This is a genomic window from Arthrobacter sp. NPDC057388, assembly GCF_042668165.1.
Lineage (GTDB): Bacteria > Actinomycetota > Actinomycetes > Actinomycetales > Micrococcaceae > Arthrobacter.
Genome location: NZ_JBHVBL010000035.1, coordinates 34,601 through 50,945 on the forward strand (window position 1 = coordinate 34,601; position 16,345 = coordinate 50,945).

At 67.8% G+C, this 16,345-nt stretch carries 16 protein-coding genes and 2 pseudogenes; 7 read left to right on the forward strand and 11 right to left on the reverse strand.

Features of this window, described 5'->3' with window-relative positions:
* Window positions 1-20 precede the first annotated feature (20 nt).
* Window positions 21-1,841: a glycoside hydrolase family 15 protein gene (locus tag ACFUTU_RS15825; RefSeq protein ID WP_377965881.1), complete on the forward strand. Its 1,821-nt coding sequence runs from the start codon at window positions 21-23 to the stop codon at window positions 1,839-1,841.
* Between the two features lie 189 nt (window positions 1,842-2,030).
* Window positions 2,031-2,393 (forward strand): cupin domain-containing protein, encoded by a 363-nt coding sequence (locus ACFUTU_RS15830; RefSeq protein ID WP_377965883.1) that lies wholly within the window; start codon window positions 2,031-2,033, stop codon window positions 2,391-2,393.
* A 105-nt stretch (window positions 2,394-2,498) separates the two neighbouring features.
* Here ACFUTU_RS15830 and ACFUTU_RS15835 read toward each other — a convergent pair whose 3' ends face one another.
* Window positions 2,499-2,723, reverse strand: a complete 225-nt coding sequence (locus ACFUTU_RS15835) for a hypothetical protein (RefSeq protein WP_377965885.1) — start codon at window positions 2,721-2,723, stop codon at window positions 2,499-2,501.
* A gap of 272 nt (window positions 2,724-2,995) precedes the next feature.
* Between ACFUTU_RS15835 and ACFUTU_RS15840 the strand changes: the two genes are divergently transcribed.
* Window positions 2,996-4,459 (forward strand): MFS transporter, encoded by a 1,464-nt coding sequence (locus ACFUTU_RS15840; protein WP_377965887.1) that lies wholly within the window; start codon window positions 2,996-2,998, stop codon window positions 4,457-4,459.
* Between the two features lie 7 nt (window positions 4,460-4,466).
* On the opposite strand, the gene ftsW is transcribed toward ACFUTU_RS15840, so the two are convergent.
* Complete coding sequence (gene ftsW, locus ACFUTU_RS15845; RefSeq protein WP_377965889.1) at window positions 4,467-5,690, reverse strand: putative lipid II flippase FtsW; 1,224 nt, start codon at window positions 5,688-5,690, stop codon at window positions 4,467-4,469.
* A gap of 125 nt (window positions 5,691-5,815) precedes the next feature.
* Window positions 5,816-6,265 carry a CHAD domain-containing protein gene (locus ACFUTU_RS15850; RefSeq protein ID WP_377965891.1) on the reverse strand — a complete coding sequence of 150 codons (450 nt, stop codon included), beginning with the start codon at window positions 6,263-6,265 and terminating at the stop codon, window positions 5,816-5,818.
* A 199-nt stretch (window positions 6,266-6,464) separates the two neighbouring features.
* Here ACFUTU_RS15850 and ACFUTU_RS15855 point away from each other — a divergent pair, with 199 nt between their 5' ends.
* A complete protein-coding gene (locus ACFUTU_RS15855; RefSeq protein WP_377965893.1) occupies window positions 6,465-7,085 on the forward strand; it encodes a dihydrofolate reductase family protein in 621 nt (206 codons plus the stop codon).
* Window positions 7,086-7,114: 29 nt separating this feature from the next.
* On the opposite strand, the pseudogene ACFUTU_RS15860 reads toward ACFUTU_RS15855, so the two are convergent.
* Window positions 7,115-8,437, reverse strand: a pseudogene (locus ACFUTU_RS15860) (aspartate aminotransferase family protein); the annotation flags it as partial.
* Between the two features lie 255 nt (window positions 8,438-8,692).
* Here ACFUTU_RS15860 and ACFUTU_RS15865 point away from each other — a divergent pair.
* The 3 genes and pseudogenes from ACFUTU_RS15865 (at window position 8,693) to ACFUTU_RS15875 (ending at window position 9,912) form a co-directional block, all read left to right on the forward strand.
* On the forward strand, window positions 8,693-9,325 hold the full coding sequence (locus ACFUTU_RS15865; protein ID WP_377965895.1) for a dihydrofolate reductase family protein: 633 nt from the start codon (window positions 8,693-8,695) through the stop codon (window positions 9,323-9,325).
* A 132-nt stretch (window positions 9,326-9,457) separates the two neighbouring features.
* Window positions 9,458-9,592, forward strand: a pseudogene (locus ACFUTU_RS15870) (polysaccharide deacetylase family protein); the annotation flags it as partial.
* Window positions 9,593-9,645: 53 nt separating this feature from the next.
* Entirely contained in the window at window positions 9,646-9,912 is a 267-nt protein-coding gene (locus ACFUTU_RS15875; protein WP_377965897.1) for a DUF1876 domain-containing protein, read from the forward strand.
* Window positions 9,913-9,984: 72 nt separating this feature from the next.
* Here ACFUTU_RS15875 and ACFUTU_RS15880 read toward each other — a convergent pair whose 3' ends face one another.
* The 7 genes from ACFUTU_RS15880 to ACFUTU_RS15910 form a co-directional block, all read right to left on the reverse strand.
* A complete protein-coding gene (locus ACFUTU_RS15880) occupies window positions 9,985-11,157 on the reverse strand; it encodes a cytochrome P450 (protein ID WP_377965913.1) in 1,173 nt (390 codons plus the stop codon).
* A gap of 20 nt (window positions 11,158-11,177) precedes the next feature.
* Window positions 11,178-11,852: a dethiobiotin synthase gene (gene bioD / locus ACFUTU_RS15885; protein WP_377965899.1), complete on the reverse strand. Its 675-nt coding sequence runs from the start codon at window positions 11,850-11,852 to the stop codon at window positions 11,178-11,180.
* Window positions 11,849-13,021, reverse strand: a complete 1,173-nt coding sequence (locus ACFUTU_RS15890) for an 8-amino-7-oxononanoate synthase (protein ID WP_377965915.1) — start codon at window positions 13,019-13,021, stop codon at window positions 11,849-11,851. Before ACFUTU_RS15890 ends, bioD begins: the two co-directional genes overlap by 4 nt.
* A gap of 8 nt (window positions 13,022-13,029) precedes the next feature.
* Entirely contained in the window at window positions 13,030-14,433 is a 1,404-nt protein-coding gene (locus ACFUTU_RS15895; protein ID WP_377965901.1) for an adenosylmethionine--8-amino-7-oxononanoate transaminase, read from the reverse strand.
* Window positions 14,403-14,648, reverse strand: a complete 246-nt coding sequence (locus ACFUTU_RS15900) for a hypothetical protein (protein WP_377965903.1) — start codon at window positions 14,646-14,648, stop codon at window positions 14,403-14,405. The genes ACFUTU_RS15895 and ACFUTU_RS15900 overlap by 31 nt, the downstream gene beginning before the upstream one ends.
* Window positions 14,645-15,694: a biotin synthase BioB gene (bioB, locus tag ACFUTU_RS15905; protein WP_377965905.1), complete on the reverse strand. Its 1,050-nt coding sequence runs from the start codon at window positions 15,692-15,694 to the stop codon at window positions 14,645-14,647. The genes ACFUTU_RS15900 and bioB overlap by 4 nt, the downstream gene beginning before the upstream one ends.
* A 195-nt stretch (window positions 15,695-15,889) precedes the next feature.
* A partial coding sequence (locus ACFUTU_RS15910) for an aldehyde dehydrogenase family protein (RefSeq protein WP_377965907.1) occupies window positions 15,890-16,345 on the reverse strand: 456 nt, incomplete at its 5' end.

Consider the following 16,345-nt stretch of genomic DNA (forward strand, 5'->3'; position numbering starts at 1 on the left):
AGTTGTGCTTTAGTAAAGCCATGGCCGCTCCCATTGAGGACTACGCACTGCTGTCGGACCTCCAAACTGGGCCCCTGATTTCCCGGTCGGGGAGCCTTGACTGGCTCTGCTTCCCCCGGTTCGACTCGCCGTCGCTGTTCAGTTCCCTGCTTGGAATCGAGAACCACGGCCGCTGGGTCCTGGCTCCCCGGCATGCTGAGGCAGTCGTTGCGGGGTGGCAGTACGTCGATTCGACATTCGTGCTGGAAACAGTCTGGCGGACGCCGGCCGGACAGGTCCGGGTCACGGACTTCATGCCGGTGGGGCACACGGGCTCGTCAGTCCTGCGCCGGGTCACCGGGCTGGAGGGGCGCGTCGAGATGTTCCAGGAGCTGATCATCCGCCTGGGGTACGGCACCGTGGTGCCGTGGAGCAGGCGGATCCAGGATGGCGCCGCTGGCGGTGGAACGGTGCTTTTGGCCATGGCCGGACCGGATGCCGTCGCGCTGCGGGGACCGCATTTGCCTGAGGCGCAGGCCCATGGGCACTCGGGCGGGTTCGAGGTGGCCAAGGGACAGGTTGTCGACTTTGAACTGACATGGTTTCCTTCGCACCGGCCCGTTCCTCCGGCGGTGGATTTCGATGCTGCGCTGGAACTGGCGATCGATTACTGGACGCGGTGGGCGAGCCACTGCCGTTCGGACGGTCCGTACGGGGGCGCGGTGAAGCGTTCCCTGCTGGTTCTTCGGGCGCTGACGAACTACGAGACCGGTGGCATCGTCGCAGCCCCCACCACGTCCTTGCCGGAAGAGTTTGGCGGGCCGCGGAACTGGGACTACCGGTTCTGCTGGCTGCGGGACGCTGCCTTGACGCTGGAATCCATGCTGACGCACGGCTATGAAACCGAGGCCCTGCATTGGCGGAACTGGCTGCTCCGCGCACTTGCCGGCGACCCGGAAGATCTGCAGATCATGTACGGCATTGGCGGCGAGCGCGAATTGCCGGAGCGCGTCCTTGAGCACCTGCCCGGCTATCAGGACTCCAGGCCCGTCCGCATTGGAAACGCTGCCGTGGCGCAGTTCCAGGCCGACGTCGTGGGGGAAGTCATGGTGGCACTCGAAAGACTCCGCCTGGCCGGAGGAAAGGAAGACCACTTCTCCTGGGCGCTGCAGCAGATTCTGCTCGGGTTCGTTGAAAAGCACATCGAGGACAAGGACTTCGGGCTCTGGGAAATGCGCGGGGACCCGCAATTCTTCACGCACTCGCGGGTCATGATGTGGGCTGCCTTTGACTGCGGCATCCGCGCGGTCAGGAATCACGGCCTCGACGGACCGGCTGACCACTGGGAGCAGCTGCGCGAGCGGCTGCGCGACGAAATCCTTCGGGAAGGATTCGACCCCCGCCTGAATTCCTTCACGCAGACTTACGGCGGACAGCAAACCGACGCCGCCCTGCTGGTGATGCCCCAGGTGGGGTTCCTTCCCTACAACGACGAGCGCATGCTCGGAACCGTTGCACGGCTGGAGGAGGAGCTCCTCACCGAAGACGGCCTGCTGCTGCGATACCGGACGGAGACCGGTGTGGACGGACTCGACCCCGGCGAACACCCGTTCCTGGCATGTTCGTTTTGGCTGGTTGAGCAGTACGCACGCACGGGCCGGATGTCGGAGGCGAAAAACCTCATGGACAGGCTGGTGGGTTTCGCCAACGAACTTGGCCTCCTCAGCGAGGAGTACGACACGACGGCGGCGCGGATGGCCGGCAACTACCCGCAGGCGTTCTCACACCTGGCCCTCGTCCGGGCCGCCGACGCCATGCACGGCATTGACCTGCTGAGCATGGCCGCCGAAGCGAAGGTCTGACGCTCCCAAGGCCCGCCGTGGGCGGGGCAACAGGGGGGTGCTGCTCTAGCCGACCCAAAAGGATAGTCAAAACTGTCCCGAATGAGTGTTTTATGCCGTCGAGAAACGCTGGACGATGGATGTCAGGCCCACCCTTTGGGGGAGGGAAGCGACTTATCAGCGGCATACAGCATTAGAAAGGTACATCCAATGAGCACAACCTTCCAGCCCACGGAACTTTTCAACGGGAAACTGGACGAAGCGCCGCTCGGCCCTCCGCTGGCGGAGGTGCTGGGCGACGAGATTCCCACGCGCATTGCCATTCCCTTCACGAGCGAGGACTCGCGCATCCTTTCCGGTGTCTGGGAGGCCGAGCCGGGCCTCTCCCGCTGGGAATTCCTGGAGCGCGGCGAGGTAATCCACGTCCTTGAAGGGCGCATGGTGGCCACCGAAGACGGCGGCGAACCGGTCACTCTGGAGGCTGGAACCGCCGGCTTCTTCCCCATCGGGTGGAAGGGGACCTGGGAAATCCAGGAGCGCATCCGGAAGTTCTTCGTGATCTTCAACGCCTGACCGCTCACCGCGCCGGGCCCCGCGGACACCGCGGGGCCTGGCAGGTTGCAACCTCCTCGCCCGGCGGGGCCCAGGCTGCGAACAACGGCCTCAGCGGAGATGGCTTCAGTGGAGAATGGCGCTGATCTCCGCCCGTACCAGCCGCTCGGCCAGCTCGCCGAGGTCCAGGTTCAGGACAGCCTTGAGGGCGCGCGCCATGTCAGGGGCTGCCGCCAGGAAATCGGCCAGGGCAGGATCCGATGCCACTTCCTGCCCAAGCTTGTCCCTTACGTCGTCCGCGGTCCAGTGGCTGCCGGTGTGCTGACTTGCGAGTACTGCCCTGGTGTTCATGGCACTGCCCTTCCTTCGCCTGAGGCATTTGCTTCGCCATGAGTGACTTTGCCCGGTCAGGCTCAAGAATTGGTCAGGCAACGGGCCAGATTCGAACATGTTTTATCCAAGTTTTCCTAAAGGCTTGTCCCGCCTGGAAGCACACCCGTGACCCGGCTTGTCTGGCACAGTCCTGCCGGGACTATTTCGGCGGCTGGCGCAGTTATCCCCTTGGGGCCAGACGGGGTCTCGGGGCACGAAACGTGCCGTGGATAACAACGGATTTGAGGCCAATGACGACGACGGCTGCCGAAGGAGTCGGGTTCCGGTCCAGGCGCGGACCCATCCTGATAGCCCTGATGCTCTCCACCGGTCTGGTGGCGATCGATTCGACGATCGTGGCCACGGCGGTGCCGTCCATCGTTGACGACGTGGGCGGCTTTGCGTCCTTTCCGTGGCTTTTCTCGGCCTACCTGCTGGCCCAGGCTGTCTCTGTGCCGGTCTACGCAAAACTGTCTGACGTCGTCGGCCGTAAGCCAATCATCCTCAGCGGCATCGGCCTTTTCCTGCTGGGCTCCATCCTTTGCGGCGTGGCGTGGAGCATGCCCGCCCTGATTGCCTTCCGGGTGCTGCAGGGTCTCGGCGCCGGCGCAGTCCAGCCGGTGGCGATCACCATCGCCGGCGACATCTACACGCTCGCCGAGCGGGCAAAGGTGCAAGGCTACCTCGCCAGCGTGTGGGCGGTGTCGTCCGTGGTGGGCCCGACGCTCGGGGGTGTGTTCGCCTCGCTGGGCATCTGGCGCGGAATTTTCCTCGTGAACATCCCGCTTTGCCTGCTCGCGGGGTGGATGCTGATCCGGTCGTTCCACGAGAACATTGGGCGCACGAAACACCGGATCGACTACTTGGGCGCGACCCTGCTGACAGTCTCGCTGAGCCTGCTCATTCTCGGCGCCCTCGAGGGCGGCCAGGCGTGGGCCTGGAATTCTTCGGCCAGTATCGCTGTCTTCGCCGTCGGTGCCCTCCTGTTCGCAGTGTTCGTTCTCGTGGAGCGGCGGGCCGCGGAGCCGGTCCTGCCGCCGTGGGTCGTCTCCCGCCGGCTGCTGGCAACAACGGCCATGATCTCCTTCGGCGTCGGTGCGGTCATGCTTGGCCTTACCTCCTACGTCCCCACCTTCCTCGAAGGTTCCCTCTCGACCTCCCCGATTATGGCCGGGCTTGCCCTGGCGGCGCTGACCATCGGCTGGCCGATCAGTGCCTCCCAGGCGGGCCGCTTCTATCTGCGGATCGGCTTTCGCAGGACAGCCCTGATTGGTGTCACGGTCACGGTCGCGGGAACAGCGGTTCTTGCGCTCAATGCCACCGCGCCCAACGTCCTGGTGGCAGCGGCAGGCTGTTTCGTCGTCGGACTTGGACTGGGGCTGGTGGCGACCCCGAGCCTCATAGCCGCCCAGTCAAGCGTGGAATGGAACGAGCGCGGAGTTGTCACCGGCACCAATCTCTTTGCGCGTTCGATCGGCAGTTCCATCGGCGTCGCCGTATTCGGGGCCGTGGCCAACGCGATTTACGCCGGCGCCCCAGGCGGCGCATCCGATCCGCGGACCGTCGTGTCGGCGTCCGCCGCCGTATTCCTCGCCGTTCTGGCCAGTGCCCTGCTCACCGTCATTGCCGTCGTCGCGATGCCCGCAGCAGACAACAAGGGCACCGCCGCCCAGGGCGCGGTGGCCAAGGCGGACGCGGCGTCCGCGCAGGACTAGGCAGCCGTCAGCCCCGGCGCGCTGCCACCTGCCGGGTCTTCGACGGAGCCGCCTGGGCAGGCTGCGGGCGGGTGACAGCCAGGATCACGCCGACGCCGGCCAGCGAGGAGACCATCGCGGAACCCCCGTAGGAGATGAACGGCAGCGGCACACCGATGACGGGCAGGAGGCTGGTGACCATGGCGATGTTCACCACGGCCTGGCCGATGATCCAGGTGATCACGCTGGAGGCGACAATACGCGCGAACGTGTCCTGGGTCCGCGCGATGACCTTGAAAACGGCGATGGCAAGCACCGTGAACAATCCCAGGACCAGAAGGGTTCCGGCGAGGCCGAGTTCTTCGCCGAGGATGGTGAAAATAAAGTCGTTGTGGGCCTCGGGGATCCAGTTCCATTTTTGCCGGCTCTGCCCCAGCCCCACTCCGAACCAGCCGCCCGAAGCCAGGGCATATTGCCCGTGGAGCGCCTGGTAGCCGACGCCCTGGGCATCATCCGGCGAACCCGCACCGAGCCATGATGAAATACGGGATACCCGGTTGCCGCTGGTGGCTGCCAGGACGAGGGCGCCGGCGGCGGCAACAAGGCCTGCGACGGCGAACACCTTCATCCGCACACCGCCGTAGAACATGGCGGCGGCAATGATCATCATGATGATGAGGCTGGTGCCGAGGTCGTGGCCGAGGGCCACCAGCCCGATGATGAGCACGCCGCCCGGCACGAGCAAGGGGACTACGGCGTGCTTCGACTCGTGAAGCAAACCCTGCTTCCGGGTCAGCACTGCCGCCGCCCAGACGATGAGCGCGAGCTTGGCGAACTCCGAGGGCTGGACGGTGAACCCGCCGAAGCCCAGCCAGTTGCGGTTTCCGTTGACGGTCATTCCCAATGGCGTGAACACCAGGCCAAGGGCTATGAGGGCCGAACCCAGGAGCGGCCAGGCGAGCCAGCGAATATGCTGCGCCTTGAGACGGGCCAGGACGAACATGATGGCTATCCCGGCCGCGGTCCACATTGCCTGCTTCAACGGCAGGTCGTAGGGGTTCTTCCCGGCGGCCACGGACTCCACCGAGGACGCGGAGGCAACCTCGACCAGGCCGAGTGCGGCCAGTACCAGCACGACCGCCAGAATGACGGGCCGGGTGCGGTCACCGGTCTCATCGCCAAGCCAGCGTCCGATCCGGAGCAGGACATCGCTCCGCTGTGCCTTTCCGTTCGGCGTACGCTCCGCGGTCATGTGCCCATCACTGTTTCCCTCCCTCGGGTCGGCCCTGCTCCGGGCCGTTCCGGGAAGGAGAAACCCACCGGGGAAGAATCATACGTCCTGGCCGGCGGGATCCGTTGCCTCGCGGGGCTCCGGCGTCATCCCATGTACAGGTGCCGGCGCCGCGGCTGCCTGACCGGGGGAGTGGAACAAAACTGCTGGAGGTCGGCCACCAGCCGGAAGTACCGCTCGGATTCAAGGGCGGAGAGGGCTGTGTCGTAAGCCGATTCATAATCCGGCTCATTCCATGGAGCACTGTGGCCTCCAGACGCGGAGTGCGCAGGTGCGGAGTGGCTGAGCGGGCCCAGAGCCTCGGTCAGCCATGCAAGTTCCGCACGGAGCTCGTCCACTGCCGGCCTGTCGAACAGCTTCCGGTCGCCAAGCACCGACCAGACCTGCCCCGCGGCGGCACTCATGGCGCTCGAGGCATCCTGTTCGCCTGACCGCACGCTGGGGTCGTAGCAGAGCAGCGCCGCAACCTGATCGAAAAGGAACGACGCCGCGGCCGGCTCGGCTTGGTGGTGGATCCTATCCAGGGCTTTCAGCATTTTTCTGTCCCGACTGTCCCGATGCCCGGGCCGGGGAAGGCCCAGATGACTTCATCGCCTTCGACACCTTCATGGTGGCACCAGGACCTGAGACCGCCATGAGAAGCGTGTGAGGGTCTTCTCATGCGGAAGGTCCTATGCTGATGCTTGCAGGCAGGCTCACCGCGAAGCGACAACGGTCGCTGCGAGGAGGACAGCAATGACGGAACACACAGGCCGGGTGGTCTGCGATATCACGGTCACCGTGGACGGATACTCTGCCGGGCTCAACCAGACAGAGGAGCGCCCGTTCGGCGACGACGGCGGTGACGGCACCGGAGGCGCGCTCCACGCCTGGATGTTCAAAACACCCGACGAGAACCGCGCGGAGATCGAGCAGATTGTCGCCGCCAAAGCCTTCATCATGGGACGGAACATGTTTGGCCCGGTGCGCGGTGAATGGGACCGGCAGTGGAACGGCTGGTGGGGCGACGATCCGCCGTTCCACGCGCCGGTCTTCGTGCTCACGCACCATCCCCGCGACCCGCAGCCGATGGCGGGAGGCACCACCTTCCACTTCGTGACCGACGGCATCGAAGCGGCGCTGGCGCAGGCACGGGCGGCGGCAGGGGACGGCGATGTTGCGATCGGCGGCGGCGCTGCCACCATCAACCAGTACCTTGCCGCCGGGCTGATCGACGAGTTGCGCGTGCACATTGCACCGCTCACATTCGGTGCAGGCACGCGCCTGTTCGACGGCGTCCCGCCGCTGAAACTCGAGCAGGTCAGGTCGCGGGCAGCGAGCCTGGCCACGCATGTGACCTACCGCGTGGTGTCCTGAAGCGGCCGGCGGACTGCTGCTTTCAAGTTCTAGTTCAGGTCAGCATCAGTGACAGACAGGGCGTCGTCCAGGATGGCCAGCCCTGCTGCCGCATCTGCGTCCGTAATATTCAGCGGGGGCGCCACGTTGAGGCGGTTGCCCTGGACCAGCGGCAATAGCCCCCGGTCCAGGCAGGCCTTGGCGACGGCGGCCATCGGCGCGTTGTCCGGGCCCTTGGCCCCGGCGGGCACCAGCGGTTCCTTCGTCTGCCGGTTGCGGACCAGCTCCAGGGTCCAGAGGCCGCCGATGCCCCGCACATCCCCGACGGACGCGTGCTTCGCGGCCAGCTTCCTGAGCCCTGGCCCCAGGACACCGGTGCCGAGGCGGGCGGCTGCTGCGGCGGTGCCTTCGGCGTGCATTGCGTTGATGGCGCCGACGGCCGCTGCGCAGGCCAGTGGGTGGCCGCTGTACGTCAGGCCTGCCGGGTAGGGGCGCCGGGTGAACAGCTCATAGATCGCGTCGCTGACCAGGACCCCGCCCAGCGGGACGTATCCGGAGTTGACGCCTTTCGCGAACGCCATCAGGTCCGGTGCGACGCTTTCGTGGTCCACGCCGAACCAGGCACCCGTGCGGCAGAAACCAACCATCACCTCGTCGGCGATGTAGACGATGCCGTGGCGGGTGCACAATTCGCGGACTCCGCGCAGGTAGCCGGGTGGCGGCACGATGACGCCCGAACTGCCGACGACGGATTCCAGGACCAGGCCGGCGATCGTCGACGGTCCCTCGAGGAGGATTACCTGCTCGAGATGGGCCAACGCCCGCTCCGATTCCTCCTCGAGGGTTTCTGCTCCGAAGACAGACCGGTAGAGGAACGGCCCAAAGAAGTGCACGGCGCCGGCTGTGCCAGTGTCAGAGCCCCAGCGGCGGGGGTCGCCCGTGAGGTGGATCGAAGTGGTTGTCGAGCCATGGTAGGAGCGGTACGCCGCGAGCACCTTGTGCCGTCCGGTGTAAAGACGCGCCATCCGCACCGCATGCTCGATCGCCTCGGTCCCGCCGGTGGTGAACAGCACGTGCCCGAGGTGCTCCGGCGCGACCTCGACAATCAGGCGGGCTGCTTCGCCCCGCACATCGGACGCGTTGCCGGGTGCGAGTGCGCACAGGCGGTCGGCCTGCTCCTTGATCGCGGCGACGATGCGGGGGTGCTGGTGGCCGAGGTTGGTGAAAACCAGCTGCGAGCTGAAGTCCAGGTACCGCCGACCATCGGCGTCGAAGACGTGGCTTCCGGAGCCGCCGATCAGTGTGGGCACATCGCGGGGTCCCTGCACAGTCCAGGGATGGAAGACCAAGTCGTCGAGGTTCATGACATCCTCCGTTGCTTGAGTGCGGGACCCTGCACTGCTTCACCTTGGCACCTTCCGGCAGCAGTTTCCAGAGGTCTTTCCGCACGGCCGGGCACAGCACGCGGCCGCGCCGCACCCCACGGGCGGCGCGTCGCCCGGCTCTTGAGTGGCCGGCTGCCCCCCGGATAGCATTGCCCGCACCGGTGTCGGAGCCGCAGCGCAGCGGCGGCCTGCAGCGCCGGCCAGAACGTCGGGCAGAACGTCGAGCAGAACGGGGAGACGGACATGGACGGGACAGCTTCCGGGAAGCCGGCGGAGCTGCTGGTGGACCTGATCATCTCCCTGGACGGGTACGCCTCGGCTGAAGGGTGGCCCGGCTGGTGGGGGCTGGAAGGGCCCGAATACCTGGCCTGGCTCGAGCAGGAGGGGGAGAAGGGGTACACATTCCTCCTGGGGGCGAACACCTACCGGGTGATGTCCAGCATGTCCGAGGAAGCCCAGGCCCGGGAGTCAGGGTTTTCCCGGGACGAAGGGGCTGCCCTGACCGGCCTTGCCGCCGTGCCGAAGGTGGTCTTCTCCTCCACCCTGCAGGCGCCTCTCACCTGGCCCAACTCAGAGCTGGTTGCCGGGGACGCAGTAGACGCCGTGAAGCAGATGAAGCGGACGTCCGCCGGGCCGCTGAGCACCCTCGGCAGCCTCAGCCTCTGCCGGTCGCTGCTGACCGCGGGCCTCGTGGACCGGTTCCGGCTGGTCGTTTTCCCGGTGATTACCGGCCGCACGGGCCGCGAGCGGATCTACGACGGCTATCCGGATGTCGCACTTGAAATGGTGGACAGCCGCACCTTTGACGGCCGGCTTCAGCTGCTCGAGTACGTTCCCACGGTGCTCAACGGGCCGCCGGGCGCCGGTACCGGCTGAGCCAGGCAAGTCCGCGGAAGGAGGAAGCGTCCGCACCGTAGCCCTGCCGAACCGCACCCTGGCGGTGACGTTCGACGACGGCCCGCATCCGGTCCGGACGCCCAAGATCCTCGTCGTGCCGAAAAGCACAATGTACATGCCACGTTGTTCCTGATGGGCTCGGCGGCGGCCGACCGCCCCGACCCCACCCGGCGCATTATCAGCGAGGGCCACGAAATTGGGTCCACACCCTCACACACGCAGCGGGTCCAAATTTCGCACCCTTGACGGCCCGACGCGGCCTTGGCATCGTGGAATCTGGATGGAGGAGGCGACCAAAAATGCAGGAAAAAAGCTGGTCGGTAAACATCACTCTCGACGAACATGATGGCCAAACGCGGGCCACTGCGCGGTTGCGGGCCGGGGACCGGCCGGAACTGGAAGGCATCGGAATGGCCAGGCTGAATCCGGCAGATTCCGATGTCCCCGAAATCGGGGATGAACTGGCGACCGCCCGCGCACTGGCCGACCTGTCGCACCAGCTGATTGAGGTCACTGCCGGCGACATAGAGAAGGCCACAAAATTGCCTGTGCACCTGCGCGCCTAGTCCCAGCCAGGGGCAGTGCACGCCGGCCGTGGCAGCGCAGCTGCGGCCACGGCCGGGACTCAGGTTCTGCCGTCAACCTTGCCCGGCAACCACCGTCACCGTCCGGGGTGCCTGGAAGGACAGAAGCCGGATCCAGGCTGGGTCCGGGTCATGCAGCCGGATCCCGGGAAGCGCGGCAGCCGCTTCCCGGACGATGACGGCGGCCTCCAGTTCCGCGAGCTTGGCACCCAGGCAGCGGTGAATGCCCGACCCGAAAACGAGGCCGGCGGAATGCCCGCGCCCGGCGTCCGGTGGCAGCGGGGTTTCGGGTCCGTGGCGCGCTGTAATGTGGTTCGGGTTCGCCGTAATGCGGTTGCCGGACAGCTCCAGGAGCAGTTCGGTCCCGGCCGGGATCAAATCACCGCCCAGGTTCGTGTCGTGGGCCGCAACACGGCGCCAGGTGGGAACGGATGACTCGGTGGCGAGCACGTGCCGGACCACTGACCGGGCACCGGCATCCGAGGCGGCTTCCTTCCAGCCCACGGGCTCGCCGCCTTCGAGCAGCCGGAACAGCGTGGTGCTGATGAGCTGGGTGGTGGTCTCCTGGCCGGCGATCAGCAGGAAGTAGCCGAGCGAGGACATCTCGGTCCTCGACAGGCCGTGTTCGGCCAGTGCCTTGAACAGGTTCCGGCCCGGCGCCGCCATTGATTCGGCCACCAGCCGTCGCAGCCAGATGTAGAACTCCGCCGCGCTGTGGGCCAGCTCCAGTTGCCGCTCCGCGCCGGGCCAGCCCCAGAACAGCTCCATCGAGTCCAGCCCCCAGCGCTTGAGGTCCGCAAGGTCCCGCACCGGGAGCCCGAGGAGTTCAAGCATCACGACGGCGGGCGGAAACGCGGCCACCGCCTGCACCAGGTCCACCGTGCCGGTCCGGGCGAGCTGTTCGCCGGCTTTCACCGCAGCCTCCCGGGCCAGCTCCCGGATACGCGGCTCCATGGCGGCAACGGTGGCGGGCGTGAAGAAACCCGCCACCACCTTGCGGATGCCGCCGTGCGTTCCGGTGTCGTTGCTGGCAAGCACCGGCGGCAGCGCAAAGCCTGCGCGCTGCAGCACGCGCAGCGCGGGTCCCTCCAGCGGGGTCACTGCCACCAGTGCGTTGGCCGGGCTGAAGTCGGCCGGCCGGTGCAGGACATCGCGGACCGCCTCCGGGTCGCGGACCACGAAGTACGGGCACTTGGCGGCGTCGCCGGCGTCAGCCGCGGCGGTCATGGTAGCCATGGAGGCCGGCATCATGCGGCCAGTCCGTTCAGCCAGGCTGCTGCCCCGGCACGGAAATCCGCCGGGGACAGTTCGGAGGCCCGTTCCGGAAGTGTCCCGATGAGCGGAACGGGCAGCGCACCGAGGGCCTGGCGGTTGCTGTGGTGCACCGCGTCGGGGCTGACGGGCCAGCTTCCGAGCACGACGCCGAGCACGTCCAGTCCGCGGGCGGCCAGAGCCTCGAGGGTCAGGGCGGTGTGGTTCAGCGTGCCAAGGCCCGGCCTGGCGACAAGCACAAACGCCGCACAGAGCAGCGACCCGAGGTCCGCCAGGGTCCCGCCGACGGAGTCCAGTTCCACGAGGACGCCCCCGGCGCCCTCCACCAGGACGTGGTCGTGGGCTGCCGTGAGATGGCGGATCCGCTCCGCGTGCGCAGCCAGCGCGGGCAGGGGCGTCCCGTCGATGGCGGCAGCCGCGACGGGCGCCATAGGCTGCTGCAGGACAACGCCGGCTTCAGCGCACACGCCGGCGAGCCGGACAACCTCAGCCGCGTCGGAGTCCCCGTCGGCGGCACCCGACTGGCACGGCTTGTAAACCGCCACCCTGCGGCCCCTTTCGTGGAGGACGGCGGCGAGGGCCGCCGTCGTGATGGTTTTGCCGACGCCGGTGTCCGTTCCGGTGACCAGAACGACAGGGGAGAGATTCATGGAAGTTCCTCCAAAATGCCGCGCAGCACTGCGCAGCTGTCTTCGATTTCTTCGGGCGTGAGCGTGGCGCGGGCCGTGAGCCGCAGCCGGGAGATCCCGTCCGGAACGGACGGCGGCCGGAAGCAGCCCACCCGGACGCCGGCCCGCCGCGCGGCTTCGGCGACAGCCTGGACCGATTCCGCCGATGGCATGGGAATGGAATGGACGGCACCGGCTGGGTGCTCCGGGGCGGCGCCAAAACGGGCCACGGCCGGCGCAAGCCCTGCCGTCAGCAAGCCCGCGTTGCCCCGGACGGAAGCCGCCCGCCATGGCTCGTCCCTGATGATTCGCGCTGCGGTGAGGGCGGCGGCGGCGGATGCCGGTGCCAGGCCGGTGTCGAAGATGAAGCTGCGGGCCCGGTTCAGCAAGTGTTCACGAAGCAGCGGTGATCCCAGGACGGCGCCGCCCTGGCTGCCCAGCGCCTTCGACAGCGTGGCCGTCACAATCACGTTCGGATGCCCTGCCAGGGCGGTCCCGGCTACCGAGCCACGGCCCAGGAAACTGCCGGTACCTGTGACGCCGAGGCTGTGCGCCTCGTCGATCAGGAGCATGGCGTCGTGCTGCTCGGCCAGCGCCAGCAGGTCCTGGAGCGGCGCCTCGTCGCCGAGGACGCTGTAGACGGATTCGACGGCGATGATCGCCCGCGGCTCTGAGTGGCCGGGAAGCGCACGGCCGGCGAGCAGGCGGCCGGCTTCCGCAACGCTGTTGTGCGTGAACGACTGCGTGCGGGACCGGCTGAGACGGAAGCCGTCGATCATCGAGGCGTGGCAGTGCTCGTCCGCCACGATCAGGGTTCCCGGACCGCCCAGCGCCGTGAGTACACCGATGTTGGCCAGATACCCGGAGGAGAACACCAGCGCCGCATCCATCCCGGCCAGCGCGGCCAGTTCCTGCTCGAGGTCCAGGTGGAGCTGCGTTGTCCCGGCGACCAGGCGCGATGACGTGGCGCCGGCGCCCCACCGCGCCGCGGCCTCGGCCGCCGCCCCCGCAACCCGCGGGTCCGCGGAAAGTCCCAGGTAGTCGTTGCTGGCCAGGTCGATGAACTTTTCGCCAGCGGCACGGGGGAGCGGGCGGCGGACCTGACCGCGGCGTTCCCGGACGGCTGCCTGCCGCTCGAGCCACTGGACCATCGAGGTGCTCATGAGACACTTCCGGAGCGGGCGGGGACGCGTTCGTGCGCCCGGGCTTCATGGACTTCGGCCACCGCGGCCACCATGCCTGCGGTGATTTGTTCAGTGTCCGCGGTCGTGCTGACATACGGCGGCATCGTGTACACGAGGTTCCGGAACGGGCGCACCCAGACGCCGTGGCGGATGGCTGCCGCGGTGACGGCGGTGACGTCGACGGCGTCGTGCAGCTCAATGACACCGACGGCGCCGATGGTGCGGACTTCCCGGACGGCTTCCAGTTCCAGCGCGGACGCCAGTCCGGTGGCCAGGCCGGTGCCGACCCGGGCGACGTCGGCCCGCCACCCGCCGGTCTCAATGATGCCGAGGCTGGCGTTGGCCACGGCGCACGCCAGCGGGTTGCCCATGAACGTGGGGCCGTGCAGCAGGGCACCGGCCTGTCCGCCGGACACGGCGGTCGCGACCTCGGCCGTGCAGAGCATGGCGGCGAGGGTCAGGTATCCGCCGGTCAGGGCCTTGCCCACGCACATGATGTCGGGCACGACGCCGGCATGGTCGGCCGCGAACAGCTCGCCCGTGCGGCCAAAGCCGGTTGCGATCTCATCGAAGATGAGCAGCAGCCCGTGCCGGTCGGCCACCTCCCGGAGCAGGGCCAGGCATTCGGCCGGGTACGCGTGCATGCCGCCGGCTCCCTGCAGCACCGGCTCGACGACGATCGCGGCCAGCTCCGCCGAGTGCGCCGCCGCGAGTTCTGCGACGACGGCTGCCCACGCCTGTGCCGTTTCCGGTGTTGCCGACGCCGCCGCCGGCGGGCGCGGCGCAAAGATGTTGCCGGCCAGCAGTCCCGGGAAGGCCGTGTGCATGCCGTCCACCGGATCGCAGACCCCCATGGCTGCGAAAGTATCGCCGTGGTAGCCCCCACGGAGGCTGAGGAACCGCTGCCGCCGGGGCCGGCCGCGCGCGGTCTGGTACTGCACCGCCAGCTTGAGCGCCACCTCGACGGAGACCGAGCCCGAGTCCGCGAGGAAGACCCGCTCGGGCCCAGGCCGGCCGGGGGCGGCAGGGGCCATGGCCACGAGCCGCTCGGCCAGTTCCACCGCCGGGGCGTGCGTGAGCCCGCCGAACATCACGTGGCTGAACGCCGCCAGCTGCGCGGTGGCCGCGGCATCGAGGACCGGATTGCGGTAACCATGGATCACCGACCACCACGAGGACATCGCATCGATCACCTCGTGCCGGGCCCCGTCTTCGCCGCGCAGGCGCAGCCGCACGCCCCTGGCCGCCTCCACCTCCCACAGCGGAAGGTCCGCGGACGCCGGCGCGTACGGGTGCCACAGCCTTGCGCGGTCCCGCTGGATGAGGCCCGGCTGTACCGCATCCTGCCTCACGGGACCAGCACCCCGTGCCGGGAACATTCGGCGGACCAGCCCAGCGGCGTCACCTGGACCTTCATCCGGCGCCGGCAGGCGGCGCAGTAGCGCGGCGGTTCCATCGCCAGCCGTTGCCGGCACTCCAGGTGGGCGGACGACGGCCGCCCGCTGGCGCCGTCGTACGTCCCGCCGCAGTGCCCGCAAAAGGCCGCGCCGCCGAAACCTGGTCCGCTGGTTGGGCGTGCAGAAACCTCGTTCACAGCGTCTTCTGGAGTTCCTTGATGGGCATGTTCAGCTCGACCAGCAGGTTCAGATCGGCCGTCGCAGGGCGTCCCAGCGTGGTGAGGTAGTTGCCGACGATTACGGCGTTGATGCCGCCGAGCAGGCCGTCGCGGGTGCCGAGGTCGCCGAGGGTGAGCTCGCGGCCGCCGGCGTAGCGCAGCACGGTGCGCGGCATGGCGAGGCGGAATGCGGCAATGGCACGGAGGGCGTCCCTGCCGTCCATGATGCCCTGGTTTTCCAGCGGGGTGCCGGGCCGGGGGTTGAGGAAGTTCAGCGGGACCTCGTGGGGCTCAAGGGCGGCGAGCTGCGCGGCGAGTTCAGCGCGCTGTTCGAGGGTTTCGCCCATGCCGATGAGGGCGCCGCAGCACAGTTCCATGCCGGCGGCCTTGACCATGTTGCAGGTCTCCAGCCGTTCCTCGTAGCTGTGCGTGGTGACGACTTCGGGGAAATAGCTGCGGGCAGTTTCCAGGTTGTGGTTGTACCGGTGCACGCCCCACTCGGCGAGCTGGTCCACCTGGCGCTGGGTGAGCATCCCCAGCGAGCACGCGATGTTGATGTCGACCTCTTCGTTGATGCGGTCGATCGCGAACTTGATCTGGTTCATGAGCTTGATGTCGGGGCCGCGGACGGCGGCGACGATGCAGAACTCGGTGGCTCCGGTCGCCGCGGTCTCCTTCGCTGCCTTGACCAGTGCGGGGATGTCGAGCCAGACGCCGCGGACGGGGGAGTCGAACAGGCCGGACTGGCTGCAGAAGTGGCAGTCCTCCGGGCACCCGCCGGTCTTGATGGAGATAATGCCCTCCACCTCGACGTCCTCGCCGCAGTGCCTGAGCCGTACTTCATGGGCGAGCTGGAGGGCGGCGGGAAGGGCTTCATCCGGAAGGCGCAGCACCTCCTCGAGCTGCGCCTGGGTGAGACCGATGCCGTCCTCGAGTACCTGCTGCCGGGCAGTTTCCAGGATGGGGAAGGTGCCGGGGATGGGCGCGGGGCTTGTGGCTTCGCCCGCGTTTGCCTGAATCGTCATTGATGGGTCCTTTAGGTGTGATGGCTGCGGATATTCCTCCGAACTGACGCTAATTCCCGATCGTGGGCGAGATTTTGTGGGTTCCCGACAAGCAGATCGGCGGGACGTTAGCCGGGTCCCCACTTTGGGGGCCGGAACAGGAGGGGCCGCCGTCGGGGGTGAGCGGCGGCGGCTCCTGTGCTGCGGTGGCGGGGGTTAGCTGTTGATGATTTGCGGGATGCCGAGGTGTTTGAGGCCTTCGACGCCGAATTCGAGGCCGTAGCCGGATTGTTTGGCGCCGCCGAAGGGGATGCGGGGGTCGACGGCGCCGTGTTTGTTGATCCAGACGGTGCCGGTCTGGATGCGGGCGGCGACCTCGCGGGCGGCGGGGAGGTTGGGGGACCAGACGGACGCGCCGAGGCCGACGTCGAGGCCGTTGGCCATCTCGATGGCTTCGTCGATGGTGTTGTAGCGGATGATGGGCAGGGCGGGGCCGAACTGTTCTTCGGTGACGAGGGGGTTGGTGTTGTCGATGTCGGCGACGAGGGTGGCGGGGTAGAAGTAGCCGGGCTGGTCGGGGTCGGGGTTGCCGCCGGTGAGGATGCGGGCGCCGGAGTCCCGGGCGGCCTGGACGAGGTCGGCGACGATGTCGTACTGGGCTTTGTTTTGGAG